Consider the following 15,512-nt stretch of genomic DNA (forward strand, 5'->3'; position numbering starts at 1 on the left):
GACTCGTTACGCTTTTACAATATTAATAATTACTTCCGTAGCTTTCTCCATGCTTTCAAGGGCTACATATTCGTACGGTCCGTGGAAGTTGATTCCTCCTGCAAAGATATTCGGACAAGGAAGCCCCATATACGATAACTGAGCTCCGTCTGTTCCTCCTCTGATCGCTTTGATTTTAGGCTCAATACCTGCTTCAGTCATTGCTTTTGCTGCAAGATCTACGATATGCATCTTACCTTCAAACTGCTGCTTCATGTTTCTGTACTGTTCCTTGATTACCACTTCAGCTGTTCCTTCCCCATGTTTTTGGTTGAATTCAGCTACCTTTTCTTCCATGAATTTCTTTCTTGCCTCAAATTTATCAGCATCGTGATCCCGGATTATATATTGAAGTTTAGCTTCAGAAATATCAGCTGTAATATCCATTAAATGATAGAACCCATCAAAACCTTTAGTAGTGGAAGGCGTTTCATTGGCAGGAAGCATTTGGGCAAACTCAGCAGCCAGCAAAGCCGCGTTGATCATTTTACCATACGCATAACCAGGGTGTACACTTAATCCGTGGATTTTTACAACGGCTCCTGCAGCATTGAAGTTTTCATATTCAAGTTCACCTACTTCACCACCGTCCATGGTATAAGCCCATTCAGCACCAAATTTCGCCACATCAAATTTATGAGCACCTCTTCCGATTTCTTCATCAGGAGTAAATCCTACGGCAATTCTCCCGTGCTTAATCTCAGGGTGGGCAATCAGGTATTCAGCTGCCGTTACGATTTCGGCACATCCTGCTTTATCATCAGCACCAAGAAGGGTATTCCCGTCCGTAGTAATCAACGTCTGACCTACATATTTTTTTAAGCTTTCAAATCTTGAAGGCGACAAAGTGAATCCTGTCGTTGAGTTCAAAAGAAGATCATTCCCGTCATAATTTTCCCAAACCTGAGGATTTACGTTTTCGCCGCTGAAATCAGGTGAAGTATCATAATGAGAAATAAATCCGATCGTCGGTCTGTCATCATTTTCAAGATTCGAAGGAACATATCCCATAATGTATCCGTTCTCGTCTATTGAAACATTTTCCAAACCGATTGTTTTCAGCTCTTCAGTGATATAGTTTGCGATATCCCACTGGCGCGGTGTAGAAGGTGTAGCTTCACTTTCTGCATCACTTGTTGAATATATTTTTACATAGCTGAGAAAACGGTTCAGCAACTTATCTTTCCACATTGGGTTGAATTCTATTGTACTCATCAGATTTATCATAAATTTTAACAAAGTTAGCAAATTTGATGCTCAGAAAACATTATTTGCGACTGAATATCAATTATTGAAATTATAAATTGGATATAAAACTTTGAAAATCAAAATAATGTTAGTTTTGTATGTACAGTATACCAAGTAGTTTAGTTTTATTATATTTGAGAAAATCAAAAAGTAAAAATGTTTCTTACAGAATGTCCTAGAGATGCCATGCAGGGCTGGGGAGAGTTTATCCCTACTGATAAAAAAATAGATTATATCAACTCCTTAATGGATGTTGGCTTTGACGTGTTGGATTGCCTGAGTTTTGTTTCTCCAAGAGCAATTCCGCAGATGGCTGATTCTGATGAGGTGGCTGAACATATTGATAAATCGCGTTCTAAGACTAAGGTTTCTGCCATTATCGGAAACTACAGAGGTGCAGAAAAAGCTTTGAAACACCAGTCAGTGGATATTCTTGGGTTTCCGTTCTCGATTTCTGAGACTTTTCAGCACAGAAATACCAACAAGAGCCAGGAAGAAGCTTTTGATGAAATTATCAAAATGCTGGAACTGGTAAAAAGCGAAGGAAAACAGCTGAATCTTTATTTTTCAATGGCATTCGGGAATCCGTATGGCGAAATGTGGAAATGGGAAGATGTAGACCATTGGGCACAGAGATTCTCAGAAGTAGGGATCAAAGATATTCTGCTTTCTGATACAACAGGCGTAGCAACTCCTGAAACAATCAGTCTTTTATTTGAAAAAATTCCTTCAAAATATCCTGAAATCAACTTTGGCGGGCATTTTCATAACCGTTACGAAGATTCTTATTCTAAACTGAAGGCAGCTTATGATCAGGGCTGCAGAAGATTCGACAGTGCTATCAAAGGAATCGGAGGATGCCCTATGGCCAAGGATGATCTGGTAGGAAATATGCCTACAGAACAGGTCATCAACTTTATGAGTCTTGAAAAAGCAGACCATAAGCTGAACCTGTTAAACTTTGAAAGCTCTTATAATAAAGCGAAGGATATTTTCCATTTTTAAAATGGTTTAAAAACGCCCGCAGATTTAAAAAAATTACAGATAATAAAATCGAAATCTGTAAATCCTGCGTGAAAGTAAAACATAAATAGGAACGGGCTTTAGCCCGCTTTACTATAACAGGAATCAATTGGCTTTAGCCAAAACCTAATTACATTCAACCAAAACAAAAATATAATGTCTCCAATCATTTCTCCTTCCGAATTAAAAGCATTGTCAACAGAAAATCTTATCATCCTCGATGCACGAACAGGAAAAGAGGTAAGGCAAAATTACCTTGAAAAACATATCAAAGGCGCCAGATTTATTGATCTGGATAAAGATTTGGCTGAGGTAGGGAAAGACGCTGCATTTGGAGGAAGACACCCGCTTCCGGCACTAGAGAAATTTGCGGAAACGCTTTCTGAACTGGGGATTGTTGAAGATGCCCACATTATTGTTTATGATGATAAGAACGGATCGAATGCAGCTGCCAGAGCCTGGTGGATGCTAAGATCTTTTGATTCGAAAATGTACAGGTCCTCGATGGCGGGATGCAGGCTGCAGAGAAAAGTGAGGTAGAGTTTTCATCCGGAGAAGAAATGGTTGAAAAAGCCCCATCGATTAAAAAAGAAGATTGGTCTCTGCCTGTTTCAAGGCTGGAAGTTGTTGAAAATGAGTTGAAAAATGAATCTTCTACAGTGATTGATGTGAGAGATGCCTACCGATACAGGGGAGAATCCGAACCTATTGATTTGGTGGCCGGACATATTCCCGGAGCTATTAACATTCCGTTTTCTGAGAATCTTGATGAGAACGGGAGATTCCTGAGCCCTGAAGTTTTAAAGGCTAAATATGAAAATTTATTACAGGGAAAACCGGAACATTTGATTATCCATTGCGGTTCGGGAGTGACTGCTTGCCACACAATTTTAGCTTTAGCTCATGCCGGATTTGAAATTCCTGATCTGTATGTAGGTTCATGGAGTGAGTGGAGCAGAAGGGAAGGAAAAGAAATTGCAAAAGATTATAAGTAAATATGGAAGCAGGATGCCGGAAGAGGGAAGTTATTAAAGACTCAGGAGAACTGAATCTTTTTGCTCATATAATTTCTGCAACAGGTTGTAACAAATTATATGAATATGCTGTCGCTTCCAGCCTCTCTCTTCCGGCTTTTTGCTTTATTAAAGCATTCCCAATTCAAACTTGGCTTCTTCACTCATCATATCCTTATTCCAGCTCGGTTCGAAAGTAAGCTCCAAATCAACACTTTTTACATGCTCTACTTCCGCTACCTTATCTTTTACCTCTTGTGGAAGGGTTTCAGCAACAGGACAGTTTGGGGTAGTAAGGGTCATTATAATTTTTACATCGGCATCATCGGAGATCTGTACGTCATAAATCAGCCCCAGTTCGTAGATGTCTACCGGAATTTCGGGGTCGTATACGGTTTTTAGTACGCTGATGATTTCCTCACCAATGTCAGCAATTTGATCGTCTGTAAATTTCATTTTTTAATCTAGATTGATATTCCTTTTCAACAAATCTTCCTGACGCATACGCCGGAAAATATTTGCCAAAGTTAAGACATCTTTTTCACAATAGTCAACAATTCGCTGCAAGTCTTTCTCTATGTAGTAAATTGATGAAACCATTGAACCGTCAATATCATCCTTCGGAGTAGGAATACCAAAGACATGAGCAAGCAATTCCAGGGATACGAAACTTTTATAATCCCCGAATTTCCAAAGTTCCATAGTATCGATATGCGGAATTTCCCATGGTTTTTTTCCAAACATCTGGAAAGGGGCCGGAGGCTGCATTCCATTGATAAGATAACGTCTGGCAATCCACGGAAAATCAAATTCTTTCCCATTGTGAGCACAGAGGATCACATTGTAAAGTCTCGGGCTGTTGAAAATCTCTCCAAACTCCTGAAGCATTTTCTTTTCATCATGCCCCGAAAAGCTTTTAATTTTCAGAGTATCATTCTTCTCAACCATTCCGATGGTGATGCAGATAATCTTTCCGAACTCAGCCATAATGCCGGCTCTTTCATAAAAATTTTCTGCCGAGACCTCTTCTTTTCTCTGGAATTTTGTTTTTTTGTCCCAGAGATACTGATCGGTTTCGGATAATTCGTTCCAGGATCCGGCCTGTGGAACGGTCTCAATATCAAGAAATAATACTCTCTCTAGTGGAATGTTCTGTATCATGAGTGTTTTTTTTGCTTATCCTACCTGCATACCGTTTTTGGTGGGTAATGAAGGACTTAAAAGTGTAACGTCTTTTTTATCTTCTCCATATAAACCAAGCACAAGGCATTCACTGAAAAAATTGGCAATCTGTTTTTTAGGAAAATTAACTACGGCTAAAATCTGTTTGCCTACTAACTCTTCCTTTTCGTATAAGGAAGTAATCTGCGCGGATGATTTTCTGATACCCAGCTCTCCAAAATCTATTTCCAGCTGATAGGAAGGGTTTCTTGCTTTTTCAAAATCACTCACGGAGATAATGGTTCCGCATCGGATATCTATTTTTTCAAAATCTGCCCAGGTGATGTCTGGTTTTGTTGTCATGGTAATGTATTAATTAATTGTTCAACTTCTGTTTTCTGTTCTGCATATTTTTGTTGTAGAATGGAGCCTTCGCCCATTCTTTTATAATATTCCAACGCTTTTCCACCGAAGAATTTTTTATGAAAATCTGAAACTTCCGGAATTTGTGGAAACACTTTATGGAAAAGCATTTCGTAATAGGCCTGAAACTCTCTTTCATTTTTATCTTCTATCACTTGACCCGGAGCTTTTTGTCTTACATGAAGCATTTCATGGGCGACCATGTTCAATACAAGGTTCAGATCAAAATCAAATAAATTTTGAGGAATCATTACTTTTTGTGGCCCTCCAAGTTCACCTTCTGCAGTAAGAAGCATTGAAGTAGGAGATAACTCCTGCCTGAATCCAAACCCCGCAAAGTTTTCATGTTCCAGATTAAAAGAATGAATCAGGTACCTGGCCGCATCCAGGATCTGGTTGTGTTCTTTATATGCCTCAAGGTGTAGATTAACCTGTTCGAAATTCATTGGGCTTATGTTTTATAACAAATGTATTAAAATATTGAGAATTAAGGAAAAGTCTGATAGTCTTAAAAAACGGTAAAAATTTTAAATCGGATTATCTGTTACCAATCGATTAATAAAAACAGGTTCTGAATTATTCAGAACCTGACAAACAGATTAAGTGTAAAATTTAGCCTTTAAAAGGCAAAAAGGATAATTCAAATGCTGACAGATTTTTATTGATTCTTAATCTATGTTTAAGGGGATTGATAATAAAGGAACTTTATTTTTATAAGCCATACTGGCGGTCTTGCTTCGATGAAACAGGGATTCCAGAAGATTGTATCTGTGAGGAATCATAGTGAGTAGATCCGGATTGGTAAGCTTTACTTCTTCTTCAATAGCCTTGATGACTTCAGCGGATTGAATCATTTTGAAACTGTATTTGATATCATCAAGATCATATCCGGAATTCAGATCAATATCATGAATGACTTCGTTGAAATCTTCCAGACTTTCACTCACATTGAATACCTCAATTTCGGAACTGAATTCATTGACGAAATTATAAATGTCATTCATCGCAGACCACGTCATCCCTCTGTGATGATCGTAAGCGAAAAGAATTTTTCGGATACCGGTGTATTCAATATGGGCAGGAATAATGAGAACAGGCTTTTTGACCTTATGAATGGACATCGTTACGGTATTTCCCAAAAGCCGCTGTTCAAGGGTCTTTTCTGCCATTCCCATCACTATAAAATCGCCGTTTGTGTTTTGGATACAACGATGAAGCTCTTCAATAAAATTTCCGGATGCCAGATAATGGCTGGCATCTATAGAATATAACTCACTGAGCTCAGAAGCTTTATCCTCAAGTTTTTTTTGATTCTTAAGCGTTTGCACATATAAAAAAAATCTGCAGAGGCCTGGGCATTTAAGGCATGAATGGAGACGCTCTGCAAATTAAAAAGCACTATTTTATATTGATTTTCTTTTGCCATAGAAGCAGCGTAATGGGTTGCATTTTCTGCTTCCGGGGAAAAATCTGTACATACAACTATTGTTTTCATTGTAATGAAATTGATGAAGCAAAAGTAGGATCGGAGAAGGTCAGAACTTATTAAAAATAATGTGACATTGCATAAAATGATGATGAAATGTCTTTTTCCGGTGATGAAGCGTTTGTTTCCATTTGAACGGTATTATTTAACGTTTCATTTACGGTTTTAGCGGTCTCGTCCAGAATGCACAGGTGTTTTACTAAATCTATTTCTATATTTACATTCACAAAATTCCGTACATGAACAGGATTTCTACCATCAGGAAAAATATAGTACGATATAAAAAATTTCTTTCAGCAATGAAAAGAAGACTGGCTATCTGGGCCGTCGCCATCGTGACGTTCTGTCTTTTTTCTTATCTTATTGATCCCTTTGATCCTGTTTGGAAAAATTACCTGGAGACTCCTCTTAAAATGATCATTGAAGATGCTTTGTGGGTATTCTTCTTTTCGGCGATTATCTCAGAAGTAAGTATCCTTATTGATAAAAGTCTCAATAAGCTGCTTCCCTGGAAAGACAGAACGGTACAAAGACTGCTTGTTCAGGGTGTTCTTCAGATTATCGGAAGTGTGGTGATGGTGATGATTATTAATTTCATTGTGGATTGTACTTCAGATAATATACCGGAAATGGATACCCGCAAGGAATATACTTTGCTGGGACAATGGATCGCCACAAATATTGTAGTATCACTTACAATCAGTGCTTTCAATACTGTAGATTACCTGCTGGAAAACTGGAAAAAAACAGCCGTTGAAGCAGCACAGCATAAACTGAGAGCCTCCAAACATAAACAGGCCGCCATGGCAGCAGAACTGCAGGCACTTAAACTCCAGATTGATCCTCATTTTATTTTTAATAACCTAAGTGTCCTTTCTGAATTGATCCTCGAAGACCAGCAGCTCGGATATGAATATTCAGAGAAATTTGCACGGGTTTACCGGTATCTGCTGGTGAATTCAAAGAAAGATATTATTGCTGTAGAAGAAGAACTTAAATTTTTAGAATCCTATATTTTCCTGATTGAAAAAAGAATAGGCGAAGGTGTAGTGTTTAAAATTGATATCAGAGAAGAGTACAGAAATATGTATACCCTTCCGCTATCTCTGCAGTTGCTTGTTGAAAATGCTATTAAACACAATCAAACCTCAAAATCAAATCCTTTGGAAATAGAGGTTTACACCACTTCAGATAAAGAACTCGTAGTTTCCAATACTTTTTTACCCTTGATCAATAAGCCGGATTCTTCAGGAGTTGGGTTAACCAATATCGTTGCCAGATATGAGATCCTGGGATACACAAAACCCATTATAGAAAAAACTGAAAATAAATTTATTGTAAAACTTCCGTTGATATGAAGATAAATAAAATTTTAATAGTCGAGGATGAAAAACCCAATGCAGACAGGCTCAAGAGACTTTTGCTAAAGTTAAGGCCCCACCTCGAAATATTATCTGTAGAAGACTCCATTACCTCAACAGTAGATTGGCTGCAGAACAATGTTGTTCCGGATATTATTATGATGGATATCCGTCTTGCCGATGGACTGAGCTTCGAAATATTCAATAAACATGAAATAAAAAGCGCTGTTATTTTTACCACCGCTTATGATGAGTATGCTGTACAGGCTTTTAAATATAACAGTGTCGACTACCTTTTAAAACCTATTGAAGAGGATGAGCTTGATGCCGCCCTGAAACGCTATGAAACCTTTATGGAATCCGTGCCCGTTGTAGGGTCAGCCATCGAAGGCCTGCTCAATTATCTTCAGCCTAAAGATTACAGAAAACGTTTCCTTATCCCGCACAGAGACGGATATAAAACGGTTTTAGCCGAAGATATTCTCTATTTTTACACTGAATTGGGAATCAGTAAAGCCATGCTGAACAGCGGAATTATTGAAAATATTCCTCAAACTCTGGAAGAACTTGAAAAACAACTCGATCCAAAAATATTTTTCCGGGCTAACAGACAGTTTATCATTCATATCGATTCTGTAAAGCAGGTGTTTAATCACTTTAATGGAAAGCTCAAGCTGGAACTTAGAAAACAACCGGATATGGAAGTGATTGTAAGCCGGGAAAAAGCTTCTATTTTCAAATCATGGATGGATTATTAAGAAAGGAAGTCGGAGACTGGAAGAAAAAAGCTCCTGAAGCCTGAAAAGTAAATGACAATGGTTTATCTAATGTCTAATACACTTCAGCCTCCAATTACCTTTCTAAAATTTGAAGTTGCCTGAAAGTGGCAACTTTTATTTTTCCTGTTCTCATGTGTCATATCATTCAAAAATCCCTTCATGAGTAGTTCGTGAAGGGATCAGGATATAAAGAAACAGTTATGATTTATTGGGGGCTCTTTAGTTCACTTAAGAAAATCGTAGATTTTTAAAAACTTTTGTGTACTTATTTTTTCAAAATTTGTCACTTTAAAATTTAAAAAGCTTTTGTGACTTTTGTGGTTCAATAAAAAACATTTACAAAGGAATCGCATACCCTAATGAAACAGCAAACCCTCTGTTTTTTACATTCACTCCTTTTTCGTCTGAAATATTGCTCAATCCCAGGTTATATCTTCCGTCTACAATAAGTTTTCCCGGACCTGCAGGAATAGCGACTCCTGCCCCCATCTGCAATCCAAAATCTAAAGTTTTTGTTTTTCCGTATGCTGCTTTTATTTTATCACTTTTTCCTACAAGAAAACCAATTGAAGGTCCCGCATTTACATATACCGGGCCGAAACTGTATTTTGCCAGCACCGGAATCTCGATATAATTGAAGTTGTAGGTCTGGTTTCCAAAATGGTTTTTGATCCTGGTTCCTTTACTTATAAAATTGACTTCCGGCTGTACAGAAAAATTTTGTAATCCCGTCTGGATATTCACGCCCAGACCAGCCTGAAATGATGTTTTAGACTTTTCGCCATCCATATTTTTAATCGATTGTGTAGCGATAGTAATTCCCACTTTAGGAATCAGTTCAATACCTGAATCTTTTTTTGTGTCCTTGGTTTGCTGAGCCTGTAATCCCAATCCTAATACTACTGCTGTGATTGCTAAAAACTTTTTCATTTGATAAAATTTAAATTATTGATTTGTTTTTGGGTTGATTAACAATGCGAAATTAGAGTGCAGAATATCCTTGACTGAAAGTTTTACAAGTGAACCGTAGAAATTAAAATGCCAACCGTATTTTTGTATTGATTAAATGTAAAAGAACCGTTTTTATGGCTTCAAACTGCATAAACAGGCACTTTTCTTTTCATTTTTCGTATCATACGGTTCACCTGCCATTAATTACGGTTCACCCGATTTCTGAGTGGATAACCTTATTATATGACCTTATTTTGCTCCTGTAAAATTTAAAATCAAATGTTATGAATTACAGAAAAGGATATCTGGCACTTCCTCTGATAGCAGCAGCAATATTGTATTCCTGCGGTTCAGGAAATGCCCAGGAAAATTCCCAACAAATGCCTGCCTTACCTACCGATTTTATTCAGGTAAAGTCAGGTGATGAAGACGTTTCTACCGGATATCCGGGAAGCATAGAAGGGCAGGATAATGTAGAGATAAAAGCTCAGATCACAGGATATCTGGAAGCCGTGTATATCAAAGAAGGACAATATGTTACCAAGGGACAGACGTTGTTTAGAATTAACCCGTCGGTTTATAACGAACAGGTTAATACGAATCAGGCGGCTTTAAAAGCAGCATTGGCTGCTCAGGAAACGGCAAGACTGGAAGTCGAAAAATTAAAACCGCTGGTAGAAGGAAAAGTAGTTTCCGATATGCAGCTAAAAACGGCTCAGGCTAATTTTAAAGCAGCAGCAGCGCAAGTAGCACAGGCTCAATCTTCATTAGGCTCTTCAAAGATCAATGCCAACTTTACCTATATCAAAGCTCCTGTGAGCGGATATATCGGAAGAATTCCGAACAGAGTAGGTAACCTGATCAGTCCTTCTGATGCAACACCGCTCACGACGCTTTCAAACATCAACACAGTCAATGTATATTTCTCAATGAATGAAGCTGATTTTATAGCACACAGCAGAGCTGCAACCGCAGGAAATAAGACAGAAAATGTCGAATTAATTCTGGCAGACGGCTCCAAATACGGATTACCCGGAAAACTGGAAAGTGCCAGCGGAAACTTCGACAGAACCACCGGAAGTATCCAGATGAAAGCTGTTTTCCAGAACCCTGATAAATTGTTAAGGTCTGGAGGAACAGGAAGGGTGATGATACACAATGCATTGGACGGAGTGGTTAAACTTCCTAAAACTTCTGTGAAAGATATTCAGGATAAATTCTTTGTCTATAAACTGGAAGGCAAAGATAAGGTGAAGATGACCCAGATCAAGGTGTCCGGAAGTACTTCCCAGGATTACTTTATCAGAGAAGGAGTGAATGCAGGAGATAAAATTGCCATCAACAGGATCGATGCTCTTACTGACGGAGCTCAGGTAGTGGCAAAAGTGATGCCTTCAAAATAATTTTTATAATCATTCTTAGATCATTCGAAAATGTTAAAAAAGATAATTGACCGTCCTGTACTGGCGACGGTGATATCCCTTATCATTGTTATTTTAGGGATCATAGGACTCAACCAGCTTGCTGTGACGAGGTTCCCGGATATTTCACCACCTACAATTACCGTCTCAGGATCTTATCCGGGAGGAAATAGTGAAACGGTGATCCGTTCGGTAGTAACTCCGCTGGAAGAACAGATTAACGGAGTGGAGGACATGAGCTACATGAAGTCCACAGCGAGTAACGACGGAACATTTACCATTTCTGTTATATTCAAACAGGGGGTAAATGCCGATCAGGCTGCAGTAAACGTACAGAACAGAGTACAGCAGGCGACTCCCATACTTCCCCAGGAAGTAATAAGAATGGGACTGACAACCTCCAAACAGCAAAACAGTATGGTATTGATCTTCAATATCTATACGGAAGATAATAAGCAATATGACGAAACATTCCTTCAGAACTATGCCAATATCAACCTTATTCCTCAAGTTAAAAGGGTAAAAGGGGTAGGGCAGGCCCAGATTTTCGGGATCAAAGATTATTCCATGAGAATCTGGCTGAATCCCCAGAAAATGTCTTCATACGGATTGGTTCCAGCTGATGTTTCCAATGCAATTGCAGATCACAGCTTGGAATCTGCCCCGGGGAAACTGGGAGAAGAATCCAATGCGGCGCTGGAATATGTAATCCGATACAAAGGAAAAAAGAATACTCCGGAACAGTATGAAAATATGATCGTCAAAAATGACGGGACCAAAGTGATCAGGCTTAAAGATGTAGCCCGTGTAGAATTCGGATCTATCAACAATACCGGTGACAACCTTTCCAATGGGAAGAACGCCGTTACTGTAGCAATTATGCAGACTACAGGATCAAATGCGAATGAAATTGAAATAGGAGTAAACAAAGCCATCGATCAGTTGTCAAAATCATTCCCTCCAGGTATCAAATATACCAAGGTAATGAGTACCAAAGAAAGACTGGACGAAGCGACAGGTCAGGTAAAATCAACGCTGATTGAGGCATTTATCCTGGTATTTATTGTGGTATTCATATTCTTACAGGATTTCAGGTCGACGATTATTCCTGCCATTGCAGTTCCCGTAGCAATTATCGGTACCTTCTTCTTCCTTCTGGTATTAGGATTTACCATCAACGTGCTGACGCTTTTCGCCCTTGTACTGGCGATCGGTATTGTCGTCGATGATGCCATTGTAGTAGTGGAAGCAGTTCACAGTAATATGGAAGGTACAGACCTTTCGGGAAGAGACGCCACCCATAAAGCGATGGGAGAAATTACAGGGGCTGTTATCTCTATTACCCTTGTAATGTCTGCGGTATTTATTCCTATCGGGTTTATGTCTGGATCTGCAGGATTATTCTATAAGCAGTTTGCCTATACATTAGCCATTGCAATTATCATTTCAGCAGTTAATGCATTAACACTGACGCCGGCTTTATGTGCGGTATTTTTGAAAAACCACCATGCAGAAGAAGGAGGCAAGCCAAAAGGTTTCGGACAGAGATTCGCAGTAGCATTTAACGCAGGGTTTAATAATATGACAAACCGTTATGCAAAAGGAGTGAAGTTCCTGATCGGTCGTAAGTGGATTGCAGCCGGATTAATAGCCGGAATCATCGGATTATCCGCCTGGTTAATGACAAGTACCCCAAAGAGTTTTGTCCCTATGGAAGATGACGGATTCTTTATTTACTCATTAAGCATGCCGCCGGGAACAGGATTGACAAAAACCACAGAGGTTTCGAATAAAATCAATACAATTTTAAAAGGAGTAGATGCCGTTCAGGAAAATACATCCATTACAGGATTTAACCTGTTAAGTAACAGTGCCGGACCAGCATATGCAATGGGATTTGTGAAGCTGAAACCTAAAAAAGAAAGAGGAGCCGTTCAGGATATCGATGAGATCATGAATATTGTGAATGGAAAACTGGCTGAAATTAAAGAAGGAAGTGTGATAAGCTTCAGAATGCCTCCGGTAGAAGGATATGGGGTTACCAGTGGCTCAGAGATCGTGTTACAGGACCGTATGAGTAGAGATCCGCAGTCCCTTAAAGCAAAAGCCGATGACCTGATCGGACAACTGATGCAGGTTCCTGAAGTGGCGTATGCATATACCATGTTCAGGGCAGATTATCCTCAGCTTGAACTTGAAGTAAATGAAGATAAGGCGAAGCAGCTGGGAGTAAGTATTTCTCAACTTTTAGGAACAGTGCAGACGTATTTCTCCGGAGACCAGTCTCAGAACTTCTCCAGATTCGGAAAATTCTACAGAGTAAATATCAAGGCAGACGGAGTTTTCAGAATGGATGAGCAGGCCTTCAACGATATTTTTGTGAAGAATGATAAAGGGGAAATGGTTCCGGTGAATACACTGGTCACATTGAAAAAAGTTTACGGTCCTGAATCTGTCCAGCGATATAATTTGTATAACTCTTTAAATATCAATGTAGTGCCGAAACCGGGAGTAAGTAACGGAGCCCTGATGGATAAAATGGAGCAGACGCTTAGTAAACTGCCTTCCGATTACAGCTATGAATGGACAGGTTTAAGTTTGGAAGAAAAATCAGCAGGAAATCAAACCGTTGTCATCCTTGGGTTGTGTTTGCTTTTCGTATACCTGCTTCTGTCAGCACAATATGAAAGTTATATTCTTCCTTTAGCAGTAATGCTTTCAATTCCTACCGGAGTGTTAGGAGCATTCTTAGGAATCAAGGCGATTGGGTTTGATAACAACATTTATGTACAGGTAGGATTGATTATGTTGATCGGATTGCTGGCGAAAAATGCCATTCTTATTGTAGAATTTGCCGTACAGCGTAGAAAAGCAGGTCTTTCGATTCTTGATTCTGCACTGGAAGGGGCAAAAGCAAGGTTACGTCCTATTATCATGACCTCACTGGCATTCATTGTAGGAATGATTCCTTTGATGATCTCAACAGGAGGGATGGCCTCAGGAAACAAGTCCATCAGTGTAAGTGCTGCGATCGGGATGTTGAGTGGAGTAATTCTGGGAGTATTTGTAATCCCTGTATTATACATGTTCTTCCAATATCTGGATGAGAAATTTTCATCCAAAAAGAAGTATCCTGTAACCCAAAATCAATTGACAAATGAGAATATTTAATATAAAGAATTTCCTTATTTCAGGCGCAATGGCATCATTACTGGTGTCTTGTGCCGTAGGAAAAAAATATACAAGAACAGATCTTCAGGTTCCGGAAACATATAAAGAATCTGTGCAGGTAACAGGAGATACCGTAGTCCTTCCATGGAAAACCTTCTTCAAAGATCCTAAACTGGTAGGATTAATTGATAAAGCGTTAACCAGAAATAACGAAGTGAACGTGGCCCTGAAGAATATAGAACAGCTGGATCTGATCTATAAACAAGCCAAGCTATCCCTGATGCCCACTTTAGATTTCAGCGCAGGAGCCAACAGAAGCTGGGCCTCTAAGAACAGTCTTAACGGATCCCTTAACGAACAGTTTTTAGGAACGAAATATATAGACGATTTTAATGCAACTCTGAGACTGTCATGGGAAGTTGATATTTGGGGAAAAGCCAAAATGCAGAAAGAATCAGCTGCTGCAGAATATTTCGCCCAGAAAGAAAATTTAAATGCAATCAAAAGCCGTATTGTCGTTCAGGTAGCCCAGGCTTACTACAACCTGATCAGCCTTGATGAACAGATGAAAATAGCTGAACAAAATATTGAGCTGAGTGATAATACACTTAAAATGATGAACCTTCAGTTTACTGCAGGACAGATCAACTCACTGGCAGTTCAGCAATCGGAGGCTCAGAAAAAAACAGCAGAGCTATTGATTCCTTTGGCAAAGCAGAATATTTCTATCCAGGAAAATGCATTGAGCATTCTGTGTGGAGAATATCCTTCTAAAATTGAAAGAGAAGGGCATCTGAAAAATATGATTCCCGGAAACACTTTATCAGAAGGTCTGCCCGCACAGCTGTTGAGCCGAAGACCGGATCTTAAGGTAGCAGAATTCAATGTGATCAGCCTGAATGCAAAAACGGGACTGGCAAAAGCTGCCATGTACCCAAGCATCAGCCTGAGTCCGCAGATTGGAGTTAACTCTAATAAGTTTAACAGTTGGTTTGATATCCCGGGTTCAATTACCAAGGCAATTGCCGCCAATCTTGCCGCTCCGATTTTTCAGAAAAAACAATTGAAAACAGCGTATGAAACGGCATTAATAGAGCAGGAAAAAGCGGCAATAAATTTTAAACAGGCAGTGATGACAGCGGTAGCAGAAGTGTCTGATGCCATGGCAAAATCTAAAGGTTCTTCCGAAAGACTGCAGCTTTTAGACCAGAGAACAGCCATTTTGGATAAAGGCATCAATGATGCATTAAAACTTTATAAAAGCGGGATGGCCACTTATTTAGAGGTAATTACAGCTCAGAATAATAAACTGCAGAACGATCTTGAATCAATCAACGTTACCCTTGAAAGATTAAATGCAGAGGTTGACTTGTACAGAGCACTAGGCGGCGGTGTACAATAAAAATGTAAATGGTAACAAAGAGAAGGAAGCTGGA

At 39.1% G+C, this 15,512-nt stretch carries 14 protein-coding genes and 1 pseudogene; 7 read left to right on the plus strand and 8 right to left on the minus strand.

Translation table 11 applies throughout. The annotated features are described in order from the left end of the window. Positions 1 to 6: 6 nt before the first annotated feature. Positions 7 to 1,254, minus strand: coding sequence for a peptidase T (pepT, locus tag H3Z85_07820; protein ID QPQ53250.1), 1,248 nt, complete (start codon positions 1,252 to 1,254; stop codon positions 7 to 9). Positions 1,255 to 1,443: 189 nt separating this feature from the next. Here pepT and H3Z85_07825 point away from each other — a divergent pair, with 189 nt between their 5' ends. Together H3Z85_07825 and H3Z85_07830 are read left to right on the plus strand one after the other, a co-directional pair. Beyond that, the gene (locus tag H3Z85_07825) at positions 1,444 to 2,292 is read left to right on the plus strand and encodes a hydroxymethylglutaryl-CoA lyase (GenBank protein ID QPQ53251.1); all 849 of its coding nucleotides are present in this window, start codon (positions 1,444 to 1,446) and stop codon (positions 2,290 to 2,292) included. Between the two features lie 174 nt (positions 2,293 to 2,466). Next, positions 2,467 to 3,305 (plus strand): annotated as a pseudogene (locus tag H3Z85_07830) (sulfurtransferase). A gap of 147 nt (positions 3,306 to 3,452) precedes the next feature. Here the strand turns inward: H3Z85_07830 and H3Z85_07835 are convergent. The 6 genes from H3Z85_07835 to H3Z85_07860 all read right to left on the minus strand — a co-directional run bounded on the left by H3Z85_07835 (position 3,453) and on the right by H3Z85_07860 (position 6,402). Beyond that, on the minus strand, positions 3,453 to 3,779 hold the full coding sequence (locus tag H3Z85_07835; protein QPQ53252.1) for an SUF system Fe-S cluster assembly protein: 327 nt from the start codon (positions 3,777 to 3,779) through the stop codon (positions 3,453 to 3,455). Positions 3,780 to 3,782: 3 nt separating this feature from the next. Beyond that, positions 3,783 to 4,484 carry a 3'-5' exonuclease gene (locus H3Z85_07840; GenBank protein QPQ53253.1) on the minus strand — a complete coding sequence of 234 codons (702 nt, stop codon included), beginning with the start codon at positions 4,482 to 4,484 and terminating at the stop codon, positions 3,783 to 3,785. A gap of 15 nt (positions 4,485 to 4,499) precedes the next feature. Continuing rightward, positions 4,500 to 4,847: a tRNA-binding protein gene (locus H3Z85_07845; GenBank protein QPQ53254.1), complete on the minus strand. Its 348-nt coding sequence runs from the start codon at positions 4,845 to 4,847 to the stop codon at positions 4,500 to 4,502. Beyond that, complete coding sequence (locus H3Z85_07850; GenBank protein ID QPQ53255.1) at positions 4,844 to 5,353, minus strand: hypothetical protein; 510 nt, start codon at positions 5,351 to 5,353, stop codon at positions 4,844 to 4,846. The genes H3Z85_07845 and H3Z85_07850 overlap by 4 nt, the downstream gene beginning before the upstream one ends. A gap of 222 nt (positions 5,354 to 5,575) precedes the next feature. Next, a complete protein-coding gene (locus H3Z85_07855; protein ID QPQ53256.1) occupies positions 5,576 to 6,235 on the minus strand; it encodes a universal stress protein in 660 nt (219 codons plus the stop codon). Continuing rightward, the gene (locus H3Z85_07860; protein QPQ53257.1) at positions 6,166 to 6,402 is read right to left on the minus strand and encodes a universal stress protein; all 237 of its coding nucleotides are present in this window, start codon (positions 6,400 to 6,402) and stop codon (positions 6,166 to 6,168) included. The genes H3Z85_07855 and H3Z85_07860 overlap by 70 nt, the downstream gene beginning before the upstream one ends. 230 nt (positions 6,403 to 6,632) lie before the next feature. On the opposite strand from H3Z85_07860, the gene H3Z85_07865 reads away from it, so the two are divergent. Both H3Z85_07865 and H3Z85_07870 read left to right on the plus strand, forming a co-directional pair. Further along, positions 6,633 to 7,751: a sensor histidine kinase gene (locus tag H3Z85_07865; GenBank protein ID QPQ53258.1), complete on the plus strand. Its 1,119-nt coding sequence runs from the start codon at positions 6,633 to 6,635 to the stop codon at positions 7,749 to 7,751. After that, the gene (locus tag H3Z85_07870) at positions 7,748 to 8,512 is read left to right on the plus strand and encodes a response regulator transcription factor (GenBank protein ID QPQ53259.1); all 765 of its coding nucleotides are present in this window, start codon (positions 7,748 to 7,750) and stop codon (positions 8,510 to 8,512) included. The genes H3Z85_07865 and H3Z85_07870 overlap by 4 nt, the downstream gene beginning before the upstream one ends. Positions 8,513 to 8,869: 357 nt before the next feature. Here H3Z85_07870 and H3Z85_07875 read toward each other — a convergent pair whose 3' ends face one another. After that, a complete protein-coding gene (locus tag H3Z85_07875; protein ID QPQ53260.1) occupies positions 8,870 to 9,463 on the minus strand; it encodes a PorT family protein in 594 nt (197 codons plus the stop codon). Positions 9,464 to 9,768: 305 nt separating this feature from the next. Here H3Z85_07875 and H3Z85_07880 point away from each other — a divergent pair, with 305 nt between their 5' ends. From H3Z85_07880 to H3Z85_07890, 3 genes are read left to right on the plus strand one after another with little or no spacing between them, the layout of a single operon-like run. Beyond that, a complete protein-coding gene (locus tag H3Z85_07880) occupies positions 9,769 to 10,887 on the plus strand; it encodes an efflux RND transporter periplasmic adaptor subunit (GenBank protein ID QPQ53261.1) in 1,119 nt (372 codons plus the stop codon). A 30-nt stretch (positions 10,888 to 10,917) separates the two neighbouring features. Then, positions 10,918 to 14,076 carry an efflux RND transporter permease subunit gene (locus tag H3Z85_07885; protein ID QPQ53262.1) on the plus strand — a complete coding sequence of 1,053 codons (3,159 nt, stop codon included), beginning with the start codon at positions 10,918 to 10,920 and terminating at the stop codon, positions 14,074 to 14,076. Beyond that, entirely contained in the window at positions 14,063 to 15,478 is a 1,416-nt protein-coding gene (locus H3Z85_07890) for a TolC family protein (protein ID QPQ53263.1), read from the plus strand. Before H3Z85_07885 ends, H3Z85_07890 begins: the two co-directional genes overlap by 14 nt. Positions 15,479 to 15,512: the final 34 nt, after the last annotated feature.

It is taken from the genome of Chryseobacterium indologenes, from assembly GCA_016025055.1.
Lineage (GTDB): Bacteria > Bacteroidota > Bacteroidia > Flavobacteriales > Weeksellaceae > Chryseobacterium > Chryseobacterium indologenes.